This window comes from Listeria marthii, assembly GCF_014227425.1.
GTDB lineage: Bacteria > Bacillota > Bacilli > Lactobacillales > Listeriaceae > Listeria > Listeria marthii.
Map to the genome: position 1 here is coordinate 85,400 of NZ_JAASWB010000001.1, position 18,160 is coordinate 103,559.

Genomic DNA, 18,160 nt, shown 5'->3' on the forward strand with positions numbered 1-18,160 from the left:
GAAGAGGTGAATAATGTGAGAAAATTTGTCTATCAGTTCAGTGAAGGTTCTAAAGAAATGAAAAATCTTTTAGGAGGAAAAGGAGCAAATTTGGCAGAAATGACGAACATTGGCTTGCCCGTCCCTCCCGGTTTTATTATCTCGACCGATGCTTGTAATGATTATACGGCTAACAATAAACACCTATCCGAAGCGATTTTTGAAGAAGTCAACATTCACTTGGCGCAACTCGAAAAACAGACGGGGAAAATTTTCGGATTCGCGGAAAATCCACTGCTCGTTTCGGTTCGCTCTGGTGCCCCATTTTCGATGCCAGGGATGATGGATACGGTATTAAACCTTGGCTTAAATGATCATGCCGCGAAAGGATTAGCTGCTCTAACTGGGGATGCTCGTTCGGCGTTTGATTCCTATCGCCGCTTTATTCAAATGTTTGGCGATGTTGTTTTTGAAATTCCAAGCTACCAATTTGAACAGGCGCTTACTCGAATGAAAAAAGTAAAGGATTATCGCCTAGATACAGAACTAACTGCAGACGATTTAAGTGAACTGATAGATACTTATAAACTGATTTTCCGACAAGCTACGGGGAAAGATTTTCCGCAAGAGCCACTCGAACAACTACGACTTGCGATTGTCGCTGTCTTTGATTCATGGATGAACCCGCGGGCCGTTATTTACCGTCGATTGCATGAGATTGACGCAAGTTTTGGCACAGCGGTGAACATTCAAGCGATGGTTTTTGGTAACACTGGCGAAACAAGTGGCACTGGGATTACGTTCACGCGCAATCCATCAACTGGTGAAAAAGAAGTGTTTGGTGAATTTTTACTTAATGCTCAAGGAGAAGATGTCGTTGCTGGCATTCGCACTCCTGAACCGATAAGCGCGCTAGAAGAGAGCATGCCAGCCGTTTATAAAGAGTTGATTCACACATGTGAACTTCTCGAAAACCATTATTTAGATATGCAAGATATTGAGTTTACAATTGAAAAAGGCAATCTCTATGTCCTACAAACAAGAAGCGGCAAGCGCACGGCCAAAGCTGCTATTCAAACAGCGGTCGATTTTGTTCATGAAGGAAAAATTACTCGTGAAGAAGCTATTATGCGTGTGGAAACTAAGCAACTGCATCAATTACTTCATCCAGCTTTTCATGAAAGCGCTCTTAAAACAGGTCAAGTCATCGCAACCGGTTTACCTGCAAGTCCTGGTGCGGCAACCGGTCAAATTTTCTTTGAAGCAAAAGAAGCAGTTCAAGCAGCTGAGCATGGCATGTCAGTCATTTTAGTTCGTAATGAGACTTCTCCTGAAGATATTGAAGGCATGGCACGAAGCAACGCCATTTTAACCGCTCATGGTGGTATGACTTCCCACGCAGCTGTTGTGGCGCGAGGTATGGGAAAATGTTGTATTGCTGGATGTGCTGAACTAACTATTAATGAAAAAGAAAAAACAATCACCCTTGCAACTGGTGAAACGCTTCATGAAGGCGACTTTCTTTCGCTTGATGGCAGTTCTGGTAAAGTCTACCTCGGTGAAATCGCACTTACAGAAGCTTCGATTGGCGGGCATTTTGACGAGTTAATGGCGTGGGCTGATGCGGAGAAAAGGTTGATGATTCGCGTCAATGCTGATACGCCGACTGATTTTAAAAAGGCGCTTTCGTTTGGTGCAGAAGGTATTGGCCTGTGTCGCACTGAGCATATGTTTTTTGATGAAAAACGGATTCCTTATATGCGACAAATGATTTTAGCAGAATCATTAGAAGAGCGCGAGTCCGTTTTAGCCACTTTAAAAGAAATGCAAAAAACGGATTTCAGTGAATTATTCCGCATAGCAGATGGACGCGCGGTGAATATTCGCCTGCTTGATCCGCCACTACATGAATTTTTACCGAAAACAAACCGTGAAATCGAGCAATTAGCGAGCGCGATGAATCGAACGGTACCGCAAATAACGAAGCGTATTCAAGCACTTGCTGAGTCCAATCCAATGCTTGGTCACCGCGGTTGTCGGCTTGCTATCACCTTCCCAGAAATTTACCGGATGCAAGCAGAAGCAATTATGGAAAGTGCTGTTATCGTTCATGATGAAGGAATGGATGTTCACCCGGAAATTATGATCCCGCTAATCGCGACAAAAAGCGAACTCAGCTATATTAAAACAGAATTGAAACAAGCGATTCATGCCATTTTTGATAAAGAGCGCGTGGTACTTCCGTATGATATTGGCACGATGATTGAAATTCCGCGTGCTTGTGTGACTGCTGATGAAATCGCCGAAGAAGCGCAGTTTTTCAGCTTTGGAACAAATGATTTAACGCAGCTAACATATGGTTTTTCGCGTGATGACGCTACTAAATTCCTTGCCGATTATTACGAAAAAGATATTTTGCCAAAAGATCCGTTTGTCACGATTGACAAGGCTGGTGTTGGCGCGCTCGTTGAAATGGCGGTGACTCGCGGTCGGATGACTTCGGAGCATTTAAAAATGGGTGTTTGCGGCGAACATGGCGGCGACCCAGAGTCCATCCATTTCTTCCATCAATTAGGATTAACATACGTATCCTGTTCCCCGTACCGCGTCCCAATTGCACGACTAGCAGCAGCTCAAGCAGCATTATCCGAAAGACAATTAGTTCCTACTATATAAAAAATCAAGATGGCAGCCGCATTGACTGTCATCTTGATTTTTTTATTTTTCGCAAATCGCAAAATAATTGCCTTCGTTATCCGCAAAATTGAAGACACGGCCCATCGGCAAGTCCACTAAGTCGCCAACCGTAATCCCTCTCTTTTTATAAATTTCATACAGTTCCGCAACATTCGTTCCAAATAGTAAAATCGATGGCGTTCCAAGGTTCATATCTGGATTCATTTCCGCGACTTTCTTTTTATTTTGCAGGACAAAGCTAGTCTCTAATCCTCTTGTTGGCGCAATTTCAATCCACTGAATTTCACCATTTACATCCTCTTCTGACACGACCACAAAATCCAATTTTTCTACCCAAAAATCTCGCACAGCAGCTTGATCTTCCACGTATAACATTACTTGGCCAATTTTTTCAATCATCGCTCATCGTCCCCTCGTTAATTCTTTTTCCTTCAAACCAAACTCCGCATAAAAGTCACGTTTCATTTCTAATAGATAGCGCAGATCATTCATAAATTGGAATAAAATCGCTCTATTTTCAAATTCTGCCCGTGTTTCTGGGAGTTTGCTGCTTCGGAATTCATGTACCATCGTTGTAATTTCCGCTACTAAATCCTCTGCCGTATTATGCTCATCTAGTGTTTGCGCCGTTTTTTCCGTAATTTCCGCCAGTGCCATGCTTTGCTCCGAAGAATGATCAAACGCGACTAAATGTCGTTTCATTTGCGTCAAAATCCGGTACTGCACGAGCCGCATGTCTACGTACTGCGAATAATAATGCGACGAAGCAAAAAACTGGTTGTCCAAATTTCGCGCGGCTTTTTCTTGCGCATAGTCTAGTGTACCCTTTAATTGGTGTAATAAGCCAAATTCATCATGATATTCCGATTGATTCCGAAGACCTTGCGTCATCTCCGTTAAAATTTGGCGCATAATCGCTTCGATTTTTTGTTGACTTCGTTTTATTTCGTCTTCCATTTTCGGCATGTATAAATTTAAAATAATTGCAATACCAGCGCCGACCGCCATGAGTAATAGTTCATTTTTAAACCAAAAGAATGATAATGATTGTTCTAATAAAATGTGCGATACAAGTACCGAGCTAACGACAATCCCGTCCGCCACGTGTAATTTAACAGCGAGGGGAATAAAAATAAGTAAATAAAGTCCAAAACTCACTGCATTATAGCCGATTAGCATGAAAAATACTGCTGCAATCGAAAGCGCCAAAACGGTCGAATAAACCCGCTGAATGGCTAATTGTAAAGACCCCTTTTTCGTATTTTGTACACTTAAAATCGCGATAATCCCCGCCGAAACTGCATACTCCAAATGTAGCCATTCCGCTAAAATAATCGCTAGTGTCGCTGCAATCGCGGTTTTCACCGTTCGCATTCCAATCCGCATATGTCCCGTCCCCTTTCTATGTCCAACTTATCATAGCACGAAAGCGAAAATCGCAAAAGAAAAACCTTGAAGATTGCTCTTCAAGGTTACACATTATTCTTCATCTAGTGTTTTTTTGAAACGTGCCCGGAAAAAGAATCCTAGCCCGATAACAACAAGTATCGCAATGATGCTATAAATAATGGTCGAAAAACTATCCATAAAAACAACAATTTCACTCCATGACTCACCGAGCAAAGCGCCAAGTCCAATTAAAACCGTGTTCCAAAGCAAGCTTCCCGCAGTCGTTAGGATTAAAAATCGCGACATTTTCATCTTCGTCATCCCAGCTGGAATCGAAATCAAGCTTCGTATTAGCGGAATCATCCGACATAAAAATACCGCCCAACTGCCATATTTCAAAAAGAAACTTTCTGCGCGTTCAATATCCGATTCCTTCAACCGCAAAATCCGGCCGTACTTTAATACAATTTTCGTCAGTCGTTCCTTACCAAAATACGAAGCCACTTTATAAAGTAAAATAGCGCCAACGACCGACCCAAGTGTTGCTACAATAATCACCATCACCACATTCAGCGATGAAACGGTCGTCATAAATCCACCAAAAGTTAAGATAATCTCAGAGGGAATCGGCGGAAACAAGTTCTCAACCATAATCAATAAAAAAATACCAATATAGCCAAAATCAGCCATAATACTTGTAATCCAAGTTTCCAAAAAACACACTCCTGTACTTTATTTCCCTTTTAAAGTAAGTGCTTGCTTTTTAAGTCTACTATACTCACTTGATTTTTTCAATTGATTTGATAGAAAAAAAGAACTTGGCAGCTAAAAGATACCAAGTTCTCCAGTAATTACATTTTCAACTCTGCTTTATTCGCGAAAAATTCGGCTAAGCGATTCTTCACTTTTTGGATACCACCAGCTTCATCACTCTCTAAATTCATCGGCATCACTGGTTCATGAAGGCTCATTCGCAGCAAGAACCATCCTTCGCCAAGCTCACCGCTCGTATTCACGCGAATGCCTTCTTGGTTAACAGGCTCCATTTCCATATCTGCATCTGCTTCCACAAACGCCTGAAAATCTGCCAATACCTCTTTTCCATAAGCTTTAAAATCTGGTGCTGTAATGCTTAAACGAATTTCTTCGCTTTCTGCTGGTTCTTTTAAGTCGGCAATTAAGTCCGGCAAATCTTGGCCATTTTTACGTAAAGTCGCATACGTCATTAAAATTTTGGCAATTAAGTAGGCACCATCATCTAAGAAATAGTTTTCTTTTAATGCCGCATGTCCACTTACTTCAATCGCGATTTCAGACGCTGTTCCGCTCGCATTAAGTCGCAGCGCTTCATTGATAACGTTACGATAACCACGTTTAAAACGATGCTGCTTGCCACCTTTTGCTTCAATAAACGCTTGTAAATGACCCGATGTTGTCGAGTCAGTCACAATCGTCGTCCCAGGTTTTTCTTCTAAAATAATACTCGAGATAACAGCAATAAGTGGATTGCGGTTTAAGCTTTCGCCATTTTTATCCATAATCGCCGCACGATCCACATCCGTATCAAAAATCACGCCTAAATCCGCCCCGCTAGCCAGAACCGCTTTTTTCAAACTAGCCATCGCTTCCTCGTTGTCAGGATTCGGAATATGATTCGGGAAATTTCCATCCGGCTCTAAAAATTGACTACCTGAAATATCTGCGCCAAGCTCTGCCAATACTTTTTCAGCAAAGAATCCGCCCGCACCATTACCGGCATCTACAATAATATGGCTGCCTTGTAACGGTTTCATCTGATCAGCTGCATCCGTGATCCCCGCTCTAATTTTGTCTGTTAAATCTGCCGCATATGTAGAAAGTAAATCTTGTTTTGTCACTTTACCGGTGTTTCCGCCGTTTTCAATGAAGGATTTATCTGCGTGGGCCACAATGTAATCAATATCCTCGTGTTCCGCACCTCCAGATTTAGTAAATAATTTCAACCCATTATACATAAAAGGTAAGTGGCTCGCTGTAATCATAATGCCGGCATCGCAGTTGTAGTCATCATATTGAGTCGCCATAAACATCGCTGGCGTTGTTGCAAGCCCAACATCCACTACATCCAGCCCTGCAAAAGTAAGACCTTTTACGAGCGCCGCCTTTAATCGTTCAGCTGAAAGTCTGCTATCATGGCCAATTGCCACTTTTGCCTGACCTTCCACTTTTTTCTCCTCTTTTAGCCATTTCGCAAAGCCATAAGCAATCTTTTCTACACGTTCGTCTGTTAGCGTAATCTGATATTTTTCCGTAGCAATCGCTATTCCACGTATGTCTGATCCGTTTTGCAGTGCTTCTAACGCTTTCGTTTCTGATTGATTCATGTCATTCCTCCAGCTTCTGTATTTTTCCCCTTCATTATAGCTTATATTGCGCACAATTCACATGGTTTTTACAAAAGATGTGCTCTATTTGCAATAATGATTTGCAGGTCGATCGTTAATTCCTCTGGTGGGTTTCCCAGTAATTCGCTTTTTTTATCCGCTTCAATATGCCAACCAAGCGGCGTCATTTCTAGAAAATCAGCAAATAAATCTTTAGCAATTGGCGCTTTATACGTGATTCGCTCGACATGTTCCACCGTTAATTTTTCTGCCAACCGTGATGTAACCGATTCATTCGAATAACTGCTTTTCTCATCCACATAAATAAATTCGCGCAATTCTCGTAAATAATTCGCCTCAGGAACTACTTTCAGCAAAAAGCCGTTCGTTTTTAGCAGCCGTTTAAATTCTTCATAATTCGAAGGCGATAAAATATTTAAAATGACATCTGCTGTCTCTCTTTGATTTGGGCAATTGGCTAAATCCGCTACCGTCCAAACAATCCCCGGATAATCGCGCGCCGCCTGTTTGACGCCTTCTTTGGCAATATCAAGTCCCGCTGCTTGCACTTCACGGCCAGTTGCTTGAAGTTCCGATACTACTCGCGCCAAATGACTTCCCTCACCACAACCAGCATCGTAGATAACAACACTTTCTTTGTTCGCATCAGCAATGATTTCCGTAACCCGCTCCATTAACTTTCCAAAAAAGCCACTCGCAATCACTTTTTTACGTGATTCGAATAACGCCTGATCGTATTTTGTTTTATGCGCTTGCTTCAACAAATTCAAGTAACCGGGTTTGGCGATATCAAAAGCGTGACGTTCCGGACATACAAATGAATTTGGCTCTTGAAATGTAAATTCCCCACCACAAATCGGGCAAGCAAGAAGCGCAATATTCTCTTCCATCGCCCGTTTATTTATCTCCATTTTTGATAACAATTAATCTTCACTCCACTCGAAAAACGTTGCCCGCAATCAGGCAACGTTTCTACTAATTTCTTTCATACGTATAAAAAGTGTAATTGTACTTATTTTTTTCATCTTTTTCATGAGGTTCTTTCGCAACTTCCGAAAAATTCTCCCAGTCTACTTCAGGAAAGGCCGTATCTGCATCAAATTCCGCATCAATTTTTGTGACAATCAACTGATCCGCCACATCCATAAATAAACGATAAATTTCCGCACCACCTGCGATATAAATCGGTTCCCCCGTCTTAGCAAGCGCCAAAACCTCATCGCGCGAATGCAGGATTTCCGCATCGTCTAACTGCAATTCTTTATCCCGCGTTAATACGATCGTCTTTCGATTCGGCAATGCTTTTCCTAAAGATTCATAGGTTTTGCGTCCCATAACAAGCGTTTTCCCAGTCGTCGTTTTTTTGAAAAACTGCAAATCGCCCGGTAAGTGCCACGGCATTTTGTTATCTTTACCGATGTTGCCCGCGCGGTCTTGTGCCCAAACAAAAATTATCATCCAAGAAAACCTCCCTTATACTGAAATTGGTGCTTTAATCGCTGGATCTGGATTATAGCCATCAAGTGAAATATCCGCGACATCAAAATCAAAAATCGTTGCCGGTTTATCTGAAAGCACTAATTTTGGAAGTGCATGCGGTGTTCTCGATAACTGCTCTTTTACTTGCTCGATATGATTATTATAAAGATGCGCATCACCCATTGTATGGATAAACTCGCCAACATCAAGCCCCACTTCACGGGCAATAAGATGTGTCAGAAGTGCATAACTCGCAATATTAAACGGTACGCCCAAGAAAATATCCGCACTGCGTTGATACAGTTGGCACGATAATTTCCCATCCGCCACATAAAATTGGAATAATGAGTGACATGGAGGTAAAGCCATATTCGGAATATCTTCCGGGTTCCAAGCAGACACAATCAAACGACGCGAGTTCGGGTTCGTTTTAATCATTTCAATCAAATCAGCTAACTGATCAATCGTTTCCCCTTGCGAAGTTTTCCATTCGCGCCACTGTTTGCCATAAATATTACCTAGTTCACCGTATTTATTCGCAAATGCTTCATCTTCTAAAATACGCTTTTTAAATTGTGCCATTTCCGCTTGATATACTTCTTTGAAAGCCGGATCACTTTCTGCTCTCAGTCCAAAATCCGTCATATCTTCGCCTTTGTAATCATCGCTTTTCACAAAACGCTCAAAAGCCCATTCATTCCAAATGTTATTATTATGCTGTAAAAGGTAGCGAATATTCGTATCTCCATGTAAAAACCATAGCAGTTCACTTACTACAAGTTTAAATGGTACCCGTTTTGTTGTCATAATCGGAAAGCCCTCTTGTAAATCAAAACGCATTTGATAACCAAACGTGCTGATTGTTCCAGTCCCAGTGCGATCTCCTTTTTGTGTTCCATTCTCTAAAACGTACTTTTCTAAATCCAAATATTGTTTCATCGTTCGCACTCCTTATTCCGCATATTGTGATAAAAATTCCCAGCGTTCCATCATTTGTTCCAGCTCAGTTTCTTTTGCTGTAATAAGTCCGCTAATTTCTGCTGCTTTTGTAAAGTCTGCTCCGGTTTTTTCCAATGTTTCGTTGAGCGATTCAATCGTTTGTTCTAATTCGCTAATCGCATCTTCAATTCCGTCCCACTCCAGTTGTTCTTGGTAGGTTAGTTTGACTTTCTCCTTTTTCTCAGGTGCTGACTTTTCGACCGAAGTATTCGCCATTTTTTTCATTGATTTCGCTGGTTTTCCTTTGGCCTCTAGTTCTTTCAAATAATCACTATATTCTCCGTAGAAAATTTCTACTTCCCCAATCGCCCGGAAAACGAGCAATTTATTCACAACTTTATCAAGGAAATATCTATCATGGCTGACCGTAATGACCGTGCCGTTGAATGATTCTAAATAATCTTCTAAAACGGTTAATGTTTGCGTATCTAAGTCGTTGGTCGGCTCATCTAGTAGCAATACATTAGGGCGTTCCATCAAAATGCGCAGTAAGAATAAGCGGCGTTTTTCTCCGCCCGATAAGCTACCAATTTTCTTCCCGTGTGAATTAGGTGGGAATAAAAATCGTTCGAGCATCGCGCTCACGCTAATTACTTCGCCGCCGGATGTCGTTACTTGCTCGCCTGCTTCTTGCAAATAAGCAATCATCCGCATATCCGGGTCCATTTCTTCATTTTGTTGCGTATAATAACCGATTTGTACCGTTTGACCAGTAAGCACTTCGCCGGCATCAGGTGCTAGTTTTCCAGCTAACATGTTCAGTAAAGTTGATTTACCAGTTCCGTTATTACCTGTAATACCAAGGCGTTCTCCCGGTTGGATAATCAAACTAAAATCTTGTAATACTTGTTTTTCATCAAAGCGTTTTTCTAAGTTTTTCAGTTCGAAAACATCTTTTCCGAGACGGCTAGTGACAAAATCAATCGCCAGTTCCGAATCATCCACTTTTGTTTTCACTTTTTTCTCTAAATCATGGAAACGGTCTTGTCTGGCATTTTGTTTCGTTGCCCGACCTTGGGGACCGCGGCGCATCCATGCCAGTTCTTTTCGATACAAGTTTTTATTTTTCTCGGATTCGCGTACTTCATTTTCCATCCGAATTGCCTTAGATTCCATGAATTTCTCGTAGTTCCCAACATAGCGATAAGCCGCACCACGGTCTAGTTCCACCATATGGTTCGTTACGCGGTCAAGGAAATAACGATCATGGGTAACGAGCAAGACAGCGCCTTTAAAGCGATTTAAGTATTCTTCTAACCAACGAATCGACTGAAAATCCAAATGGTTGGTAGGCTCGTCCAAAATAAGCAAATCAGGCGTTTCAATTAAAACTTGCGCCAAACCAACCCGTTTTCGTTGTCCACCAGAAAGCGCACTTATTTTTGCTGTTAAATCCGTAATGCCAAGTCTTTCTAAAATTGTTTTCGCTTCTGTGTTCATATCCCAAGCCGCACTAGCATCCATTTCCTGGCTAGCCGCCGTATAAGCATCGTGTAATTTGGTGTTTTCCGCGTCAAGCGACATCGCCAGCAAGACTTCCTCATACTTACGCATAGCTCGAAGCGCCGCAGTATCCCCGTCAAAAACAGCCGCGAGAACTGTATCTTCTTCATTAAACTCAGGATCTTGCGCCAAATAACCAATCGTATAATCTTTTGCTTTCGTAACTGTACCTTTATCCCCAGATTCACTTCCAGAAATAATTTGCAATAACGTCGATTTCCCGGTGCCATTTACACCGATTAAACCAATACGTTCGCCCTCTGTTATCGTTAGCGAGATATTTTCAAACAGGCTTTTTTCACCATATGTTTTTGTTAAATTTTCCACTTTTAATTGTTTCATTTAGTCCCATCCATTTCCTGTTCGTCCTTATCTATTCTAGCTGAAAACATAGAACATATCAATTGCTTAAATTGAAAAAAGTTCCAAAAGCGACGAATCCACTTTTGGAACTTCTAGTTTTAAAATAAACCTTGCGCGTTACCATTTTCATCGACATCCATATTTAATGCCGCTGGTTTTTTTGGTAAGCCCGGCATCGTCATCACGTCGCCTGTTAAAGCAACGACAAATCCAGCACCAAGTTTTGGAATAAATTCGCGAATATGAATCACGAAATCAGTTGGACGACCAAGCAATGCCGGATCATCCGATAACGAATATTGTGTTTTCGCCATACAAATTGGATAGCGATCCCAACCATATTTTTTAAATTCCACAATTTGTTTTTGCGCCTTGCTAGAAAGCTCCACGCCAATACCACCGTAAACCTTCGTCACAATCGCTTCTAATTTTTCTTCAATCGACCAAGCGTCATCATAAATGCGTTTGTAGTCCGCTGCTCCACTTTCCACAGCTGCAATTACTTTATCCGCAAGCTCAAGACCACCGTCGCCGCCTTTTTCCCAAACTTCTGTTAAGGAGAACGGAATGCCATGTTCTTCGCAAAGCGCTTCTAATTTCGCCACTTCTGCGTCAGAATCAGTGATAAATTTATTAATCGCTACCACGTACGGAATACCAAATGTTTGGATAGACTCCGTATGTTTTTGCAAGTTAGTAAAACCATTAGCTAGCGCATCGACGTTTTCTTCGCTTAGTTCGGTTTTCAAAGCGCCACCGTGCATTTTCAGCGCGCGAATCGTTGCAACAATAACCACACAATCCGGTGCTTTTCCAAGCGCAGGAACTTTAATATCTAAAAATTTCTCCGCGCCAAGATCTGCGCCAAATCCAGCTTCTGTCACAACATATTCGCCAAGTCTAAGTGCTGTGCTTGTCGCAGAAACACTATTACAACCATGAGCAATATTGGCAAAAGGTCCGCCGTGCACAATTGCAGGTGTATGTTCTAACGTTTGCACTAAATTCGGTTTCAAAGCATCTTTTAATAGTAACGTTAATGCGCCTTCATAACCCATTTCGCCAACCGTAATCGGTTCTTTTTTATAGTTATAGCCAATCACAATTTCGCTTAAACGTTTCTTTAAATCTTTTAAATCGCTTGCTAAACAAATGATTGCCATGATCTCAGAAGCAACGGTAATATCAAAACCATCTTCGCGTGGAACTCCTTGAATCGGGCCACCAAGACCAACGACTACTTTACGAAGTGCCCGGTCGTTTAAATCAACGACACGTTTCCAAACGATTCTGCGTCCGTCAATATCTAGATCATTTCCTTGTTGCATATGGTTATCGATAAATGCCGATAAAGCATTATTTGCAGCTGTAATCGCATGAAAATCGCCTGTAAAATGTAAATTAATATCTTCCATTGGAATAACTTGTGCATATCCGCCACCAGTTGCCCCACCCTTAATCCCCATAGTAGGCCCAAGCGATGGTTCGCGCAGTGCGATAACGGTTTTTTTATCTTTTTTAGAGAGTGCGTCACCAAGACCAACTGTCACTGTCGATTTACCTTCGCCAGCCGGTGTTGGGTTAATCGCTGTTACAAGGACAAGTTTTCCTGGTTCTTTGTCTTTTAACGAGTGAATCGTATCATAGGATAACTTTGCTTTATACTTTCCGTAAAGTTCGAGTGCATCTGCATCTAGTCCTAAATGTTCGGCAATAGTCGTAACTGGTAGAATTTCTGCTTTTGATGCAATTTCAATATCTGATTTCACTTTATTTGACATGATATCCCCTCCGAATATGTATATTGTAACAAAGAATTAAGATATTTTGGCCACTTCAGTGCATCAAAAAAGCGCGACACCAAGCGATGTAACACCATTTTGATTCTAAAGTAAAACCTGATTGCGCAAAAATCAACATCTCAACCTTGGATTACCGTTATTCCTTTGTTTCTGGTTTCGTCGACTCCATTGCCTTCAGCGTCTTAAGCGCATCTGGATGATTTTCAAAAAACTGCACAACATCCCCAATTCGGTCAATCGAATTCCAACTCAAATGGTGTTCAATACCTTCCACATCATGATAAATATGGGATGGATCTACGCCAATAATGCTTAAAAAACTTTCTAGTAATGCGTGTCTTTCTAGGAGCTTTTTCCCCATTTGTGTTCCTTTAGGCGTCAAAATTAATCCACGGTACTTTTCGTAGATTAAATACTCGTCTTTATCCAGCTTCTGCACCATTTTTGTTACAGAGGATGGATGGACAAATAACTCATCAGCAATATCCGAAACCCTGGCATAACCTTTCGTCTCAATAAGGGAATAGATTTTTTCAATATAATCTTCCATACTAGGTGTTGGCATAGCTATACCCTCCAACTTAAATTCTTTCACATAGCCAATTGTACTATAATATCCAGCTTTCTAAAAGTAATTACCCTTTCAAAAACGAAATTTCTCCTAGAATGTTTCCATGAAAAAAGCAGTATTTTAAGACATTCTAGTAAAAAGTATGCCCTTACAAGTCCAAAAATTTAAAAAACATTGAAAATCAGCTTGACGTTTATAGGTATTTTGATTTATAGTGTTAGTATCATATGCGGCAACGCTATGAACTGAAAAGGTAGTATTTGCGAGAAAAATTTTTTAAGATGAAATGAAAGCGTTTTAACAAATGATTCTCAGCAATTATTAGCCATACTTAGGAGGATTTATTTCAATGCAAAATGGGAAAGTAAAATGGTTTAACAATGAAAAAGGTTACGGTTTTATCGAATCAGACGGCGGCGAAGATATTTTCGTTCACTTCACAGCGATCCAAGGTGACGGCTACAAATCTTTAGAAGAAGGCCAAGCGGTAACATTTGAAGTAGTAGAAGGTAATCGCGGCGCTCAAGCAGCTAATGTAGAGAAAGCCTAATCCAGTTGCCAATTTGACACGGACGTAAAAACCGGTAGCGATTTACCGGTTTTTTTATTGCAAAAAAATAGCTTTCCTTCTATAATAAAGCCACATCTATTCATATATTAGGAGGCGCATAATATGGAAGTTTTCGTTGATGGAGCAAGTGCTGGAAACCCAGGCCCAAGTGGTGCTGGAATTGTTCTGAAAGCAGACGGCATCTATGAACAACTCGCGATTCCACTTGAAATAATGACCAACCACGAAGCAGAATTCATTGCAATTAAACTCGGGCTAGAAGAAGCCTTGAAAAAACAAGCAACTTTCATTCGTTTGTACTCCGATTCGAAAGTTGCCATTGAAGCAATTCATAAACGACATGCGAAAAACCCTTTATTTAAACCTCATTTAGAAGCTATTTTAGAAATGGCAGATTCATTAGAATTATTTTTTGCAGAATGGCGTAATGTCAGCCAAAATAAACAAGCCGACCAACTTGCGCGTCAGGCAATAAAAAAACAGAAGCAACCTGGCGTAAAATGACCAGATTGCTTCTATTTTTATTCGATATCACGTGTTAATGTTTTTAAGCCATATTTTTCCACTACTGCAAAAGCATCATCGTGGAAACCATCATATTTCAAGCTTGGTAAGTCAATTTCTAGTGGAACTTCGGTATGAATTCTAGCTAGTTTTTGACTTAGTTCTAGCATTGCTAAGTCTTCTTGAATTTTGGTTTGTTGGGCTGGTTTGAGTTTATCGAGATTGTTTAAGACACCTTCAATGGACTCGAATTCTTGGATGAGCTTAATCGCTGTCTTTTCACCGATTCCACGTACACCAGGATACCCATCAGACGTGTCCCCCATCAAAGCTTTCACATCAACAAACTGTCCTGGGGTAATGCCCATTTCTTCAAAAAATGTTGCTTCATCGTATCGTTTATAATTGCCATAACCTTTTTGCATAATCCAGACGTCATTCGTTGGTGCGATCAGTTGAAGTAAATCTTTATCGCCACTTAAAACGGTAGTCGCAATTGTATTACTCGCTTGCACCGTAATCGTACCAATACAATCATCCGCTTCAAAACCAGGCACGCCTAAATTAACAAAGCCAAATCCCGCAGCAACTTCTTTCGCTAAATCGAATTGCGGAATCATTTCTTCTGGTGGTGCCGTTCTGCCAGCTTTATAGCCATCGTATAATTCATTTCGAAATGTTTGTGATCCCATATCCCAACAAATCAGCGTATGCGTTGGGTTACTTTGACGGATTGCCGCAAACATATGGCGCATAAAACCTTGCACCCCATTCGTTGGTATCCCGTTTTGATTAAACATAAATTGCTTGGAAACGGCTGTTGCATAAAATGCTCGGAAAAGTAGTGCCATTCCATCAACAACGAGCAAATTTTCTCGATTTTCAGTCATATATAATCCTCCAATTTCCTTCTACTGCCATCTATTGTAGCATAATTATATCTGGCTCGCAGGAAAAAAGGAGCTTTTTACCAGCTTGCTTTTTTCACGCCGGGTAATTGTCCTTGATGTGCTAGTTCACGAAAACGAATCCGCGACATCCCAAATTTACGCATGTAGGCATGTGGACGTCCTGTTAGCTCGCAGCGATTGTGTAGCCTCGACGGCACGGAATCACGTGGTAATTTGCGCAACTCGTCATAACGACCTTCTGCTTTTAGTGTCCGGCGTAGTTCGGCATATTGTTCTACAAGCGCTTGTTGGCGTTCATGTTTAGCAACTTTTGATTTTTTAGCCATAGTTTCTCCTTCCTTAAATAATAATCATTCCGATTTATATCATACGCCGATTTTAAAACGAACGCAAGTCTTCTGTTTCAAAAAACCGATACCCACTTTAAATGTGGATATCGGCTATTAGCTTATTTAGTTCCGACAATTGGGCCATATGCGTTAGAGAAACCATTATTATAAGGTACTCCCGCTTTATTCGTACCACCATCCCAGTTCACAGACCAAGTCATGATCCCTTTCACTGGTGTCCCTTTTGCTTGTAAACGGGTGAAAACATTTTTGACGATTTGCGGATCTGTTACGTATCCCGTTGCCGCTGCATCCACATTGGCCGGTAATCCGAACACAAATTTATTAGCTGGGATTTTCAGGTAACCGCGCGTCCCATTAATAAACGAGTCGGCCATATAGTATAAGAAAGATTCTTTTAGTGTATCGTTATTTTGCGCAATCCATTGGTTCGTTTCATCAACCCAAACACCATCGCCACCTTGGTTGTATAGTTGTGGGGCAATATAGTCATAGTAATTAGCAAGCGAAGTTAAGTAGCTTTCGTAAGCACTGCCGGGTTTTAAATAAGGAAATTCTGGTGCCATTGTGATTAAGAAATTTTTGCCTTCTGCTTTATAATGATCTTTGACGATTTTTAGTGCCGCTGGAATGACTGTTTTATTGTCTCCCGCAGTAATCGCACTTTGTTCTAAGTCAATGTCTAATCCGTCAAAACCATATGTTTCCACTTGGCGGATAATTTCATTTGCGAACGCTTGCTCATCCCCTGCTTTAAGTTCGACGTGGCCATCCGCACCACCAAGCGCTAACAGAACGGCGCGACCTTCTTTATTTAATGCGCCCACTTGTGCTCTGAAATCGCTATCATTTATTCCCACAGGTTTAAATGTCGGAATGCGATTTACCCCGTCCCCTTTCATAAACGAAACATCTACCACGTTATAAGCTTTCGGTGTATCTTTTAATGCGATATCAGCCGAAGTCCCTTGTTGATAGCCATCTTTCCCGGAAGATTTCCAACTATGCCAGTACCCAACTAGCACTTGTTTGTTAGAAATATCTGGCATTACAGAAGCATCATCCGTCGCCGCTTGTGCTGTACTACCAAATGCTCCCAGTCCCGTGCCAACTAAAAGTAAAGACAAACCACCAACCATTACTTGTTTTCCATTCATCTACTTTTCCCCCTTACTTTATCTACCCCAAACTTACTTTTTTGGAGCTACTAGAAAATACCCAACATACTGAAAATAAAACTAGAAAAACAGCAAAAAAGCGAAATTGATATAGACCAATTTCGCTTTCAAATAAAGGAATGTGTATAAGTATATGAGAAAAAATAGCCCAATTAAAACTGTTTTATTTTTTTACTCGGCATGTTGAGGTTCTGGATTTGTCGCTTTTTTATCTTTACGATGTGGAATCATATTGAAGATAATGTTCAGCGCAATAGCTGTCACGCTACCAGCAACAATCCCGTTACTCGTAAATAGACGAACAAACGCTGGGAAAGCATTAAATAAATCTGGTACAACCGTTACGCCTAAGCCAACGCCAACCGCACAAGCAATAATTAGCAAGTTCTCTTGGGAAGTAAAATTAACTTTTCCAAGCATCTTAATGCCTTGCGCGACAACCATGCCAAACATCGCAACCATCGCACCACCAAGAACTGGCGTTGGAATAATCGTGGTCACTGCTCCAATTTTAGGAATTAAACCAAGGATGATAAGAAAACCAGCTGCCGCATAAATCACTTTACGTGTCTTAATGCCAGAAAGCTGAACCAGTCCAACGTTTTGCGAATAGGCCGTATACGGGAATGTATTAAAGACGCCGCCAAGCATAATCGCAAGCCCTTCCGCCCGGTAACCGCGAGTTAAGTCTTTTTGCGATAATTTGCGTTCAGTAATATCAGATAAAGCGAAATATACTCCAGTCGATTCTACCATACTGACAAGCGCAATTAAAATCATCGTAATAATCGCCGGCCACTCGAACGTCGGTGTGCCAAAATAAAATGGTTTCGGCATATGGAACCAACTCGCTTCACTCACTGGTCCGAGCGAAATCCCTTTATAAAGCGCCGCAAAAAGCGAACCGCCAACAAGGCCAATTAGGACAGCAATCGCCTTCGAAAAACCTTGCCCAAAACGATACACTAAAATAATTAACAGTAACGTCCCAAAGCCAAGACCAAGATTATACATCGAACCGAAATCTTTAGCCCCTGCCCCGCCAGCAAGATTATTAATCGCCACTGGAATAAGTGTTAAACCAATCACTGTCACAACCGAACCAGTTACAACAGGAGGGAAAAATCGAACAACTTTGGAGAAAAATGGTGCTATTAATAATACAAAAAGTCCTGAAACAATAATCGATCCGTAAATCGCGCCAATCCCCATGTCTTGCCCAATCAAAATAATTGGTGCAATGGCTTGAACTGCACATCCAAGTACAACAGGCAAACCAATCCCAAAGAAGCGGTTAACCGTCAATTGCAGCAATGTCGCAATCCCACACATAAAAATATCAATCGAAACTAAATACGTCATTTCTTCTCCGTTAAAACCAAGTGCCCCACCAATTAACAGTGGCACGATAACTGCTCCAGCATACATCGCTAAAACATGTTGAAATCCTAAAGCTGCAATTTTCCCTTTACCTAACATT

17 protein-coding genes are annotated in these 18,160 nt (G+C 41.2%); 3 read left to right on the forward strand and 14 right to left on the reverse strand.

Annotated features, from left to right (window positions below; genetic code table 11):
- The first annotated feature begins 15 nt into the window (after window positions 1-15).
- Window positions 16-2,655 carry a pyruvate, phosphate dikinase gene (gene ppdK, locus HCJ55_RS00465; protein WP_185516621.1) on the forward strand — a complete coding sequence of 880 codons (2,640 nt, stop codon included), beginning with the start codon at window positions 16-18 and terminating at the stop codon, window positions 2,653-2,655.
- A gap of 42 nt (window positions 2,656-2,697) precedes the next feature.
- On the opposite strand, the gene HCJ55_RS00470 is transcribed toward ppdK, so the two are convergent.
- From HCJ55_RS00470 to mntR, 10 genes are all read right to left on the reverse strand, one after another.
- Complete coding sequence (locus HCJ55_RS00470) at window positions 2,698-3,075, reverse strand: VOC family protein (RefSeq protein ID WP_185516623.1); 378 nt, start codon at window positions 3,073-3,075, stop codon at window positions 2,698-2,700.
- A 3-nt stretch (window positions 3,076-3,078) separates the two neighbouring features.
- A complete protein-coding gene (locus HCJ55_RS00475; protein WP_008948208.1) occupies window positions 3,079-4,062 on the reverse strand; it encodes an aromatic acid exporter family protein in 984 nt (327 codons plus the stop codon).
- 93 nt (window positions 4,063-4,155) lie between these two features.
- On the reverse strand, window positions 4,156-4,779 hold the full coding sequence (locus HCJ55_RS00480) for a DedA family protein (RefSeq protein WP_185502051.1): 624 nt from the start codon (window positions 4,777-4,779) through the stop codon (window positions 4,156-4,158).
- Between the two features lie 137 nt (window positions 4,780-4,916).
- The gene (locus HCJ55_RS00485; protein ID WP_185516625.1) at window positions 4,917-6,428 is read right to left on the reverse strand and encodes a phosphohexomutase domain-containing protein; all 1,512 of its coding nucleotides are present in this window, start codon (window positions 6,426-6,428) and stop codon (window positions 4,917-4,919) included.
- Window positions 6,429-6,496: 68 nt separating this feature from the next.
- Window positions 6,497-7,372, reverse strand: coding sequence for a putative RNA methyltransferase (locus tag HCJ55_RS00490; RefSeq protein WP_185502049.1), 876 nt, complete (start codon window positions 7,370-7,372; stop codon window positions 6,497-6,499).
- A gap of 52 nt (window positions 7,373-7,424) precedes the next feature.
- On the reverse strand, window positions 7,425-7,907 hold the full coding sequence (locus HCJ55_RS00495; protein WP_185502048.1) for a dihydrofolate reductase: 483 nt from the start codon (window positions 7,905-7,907) through the stop codon (window positions 7,425-7,427).
- A gap of 15 nt (window positions 7,908-7,922) precedes the next feature.
- Window positions 7,923-8,867, reverse strand: a complete 945-nt coding sequence (locus HCJ55_RS00500; RefSeq protein ID WP_008948213.1) for a thymidylate synthase — start codon at window positions 8,865-8,867, stop codon at window positions 7,923-7,925.
- Window positions 8,868-8,879: 12 nt separating this feature from the next.
- A complete protein-coding gene (locus tag HCJ55_RS00505; RefSeq protein ID WP_185516626.1) occupies window positions 8,880-10,772 on the reverse strand; it encodes an ABC-F family ATP-binding cassette domain-containing protein in 1,893 nt (630 codons plus the stop codon).
- Between the two features lie 119 nt (window positions 10,773-10,891).
- The gene (locus tag HCJ55_RS00510) at window positions 10,892-12,574 is read right to left on the reverse strand and encodes a formate--tetrahydrofolate ligase (RefSeq protein WP_185516627.1); all 1,683 of its coding nucleotides are present in this window, start codon (window positions 12,572-12,574) and stop codon (window positions 10,892-10,894) included.
- 157 nt (window positions 12,575-12,731) lie between these two features.
- Window positions 12,732-13,160, reverse strand: a complete 429-nt coding sequence (mntR, locus tag HCJ55_RS00515; RefSeq protein WP_008948216.1) for a transcriptional regulator MntR — start codon at window positions 13,158-13,160, stop codon at window positions 12,732-12,734.
- A 355-nt stretch (window positions 13,161-13,515) separates the two neighbouring features.
- Between mntR and cspD the strand changes: the two genes are divergently transcribed.
- The gene (cspD, locus tag HCJ55_RS00520) at window positions 13,516-13,716 is read left to right on the forward strand and encodes a cold-shock protein CspD (RefSeq protein ID WP_003728273.1); all 201 of its coding nucleotides are present in this window, start codon (window positions 13,516-13,518) and stop codon (window positions 13,714-13,716) included.
- 123 nt (window positions 13,717-13,839) lie between these two features.
- Window positions 13,840-14,241 (forward strand): ribonuclease HI family protein, encoded by a 402-nt coding sequence (locus tag HCJ55_RS00525; RefSeq protein ID WP_185503943.1) that lies wholly within the window; start codon window positions 13,840-13,842, stop codon window positions 14,239-14,241.
- A 17-nt stretch (window positions 14,242-14,258) separates the two neighbouring features.
- Here HCJ55_RS00525 and HCJ55_RS00530 read toward each other — a convergent pair whose 3' ends face one another.
- The 4 genes from HCJ55_RS00530 to HCJ55_RS00545 form a co-directional block, all read right to left on the reverse strand.
- Window positions 14,259-15,131, reverse strand: coding sequence for a 5'-3' exonuclease (locus HCJ55_RS00530; protein ID WP_185505981.1), 873 nt, complete (start codon window positions 15,129-15,131; stop codon window positions 14,259-14,261).
- Between the two features lie 77 nt (window positions 15,132-15,208).
- Window positions 15,209-15,478, reverse strand: coding sequence for a 30S ribosomal protein S14 (rpsN, locus tag HCJ55_RS00535; RefSeq protein ID WP_120012768.1), 270 nt, complete (start codon window positions 15,476-15,478; stop codon window positions 15,209-15,211).
- Window positions 15,479-15,600: 122 nt separating this feature from the next.
- Window positions 15,601-16,659 carry a chitinase ChiA gene (gene chiA, locus HCJ55_RS00540; RefSeq protein WP_120012766.1) on the reverse strand — a complete coding sequence of 353 codons (1,059 nt, stop codon included), beginning with the start codon at window positions 16,657-16,659 and terminating at the stop codon, window positions 15,601-15,603.
- Between the two features lie 192 nt (window positions 16,660-16,851).
- Entirely contained in the window at window positions 16,852-18,159 is a 1,308-nt protein-coding gene (locus HCJ55_RS00545; protein ID WP_185503947.1) for a nucleobase:cation symporter-2 family protein, read from the reverse strand.
- Window position 18,160: the final 1 nt, after the last annotated feature.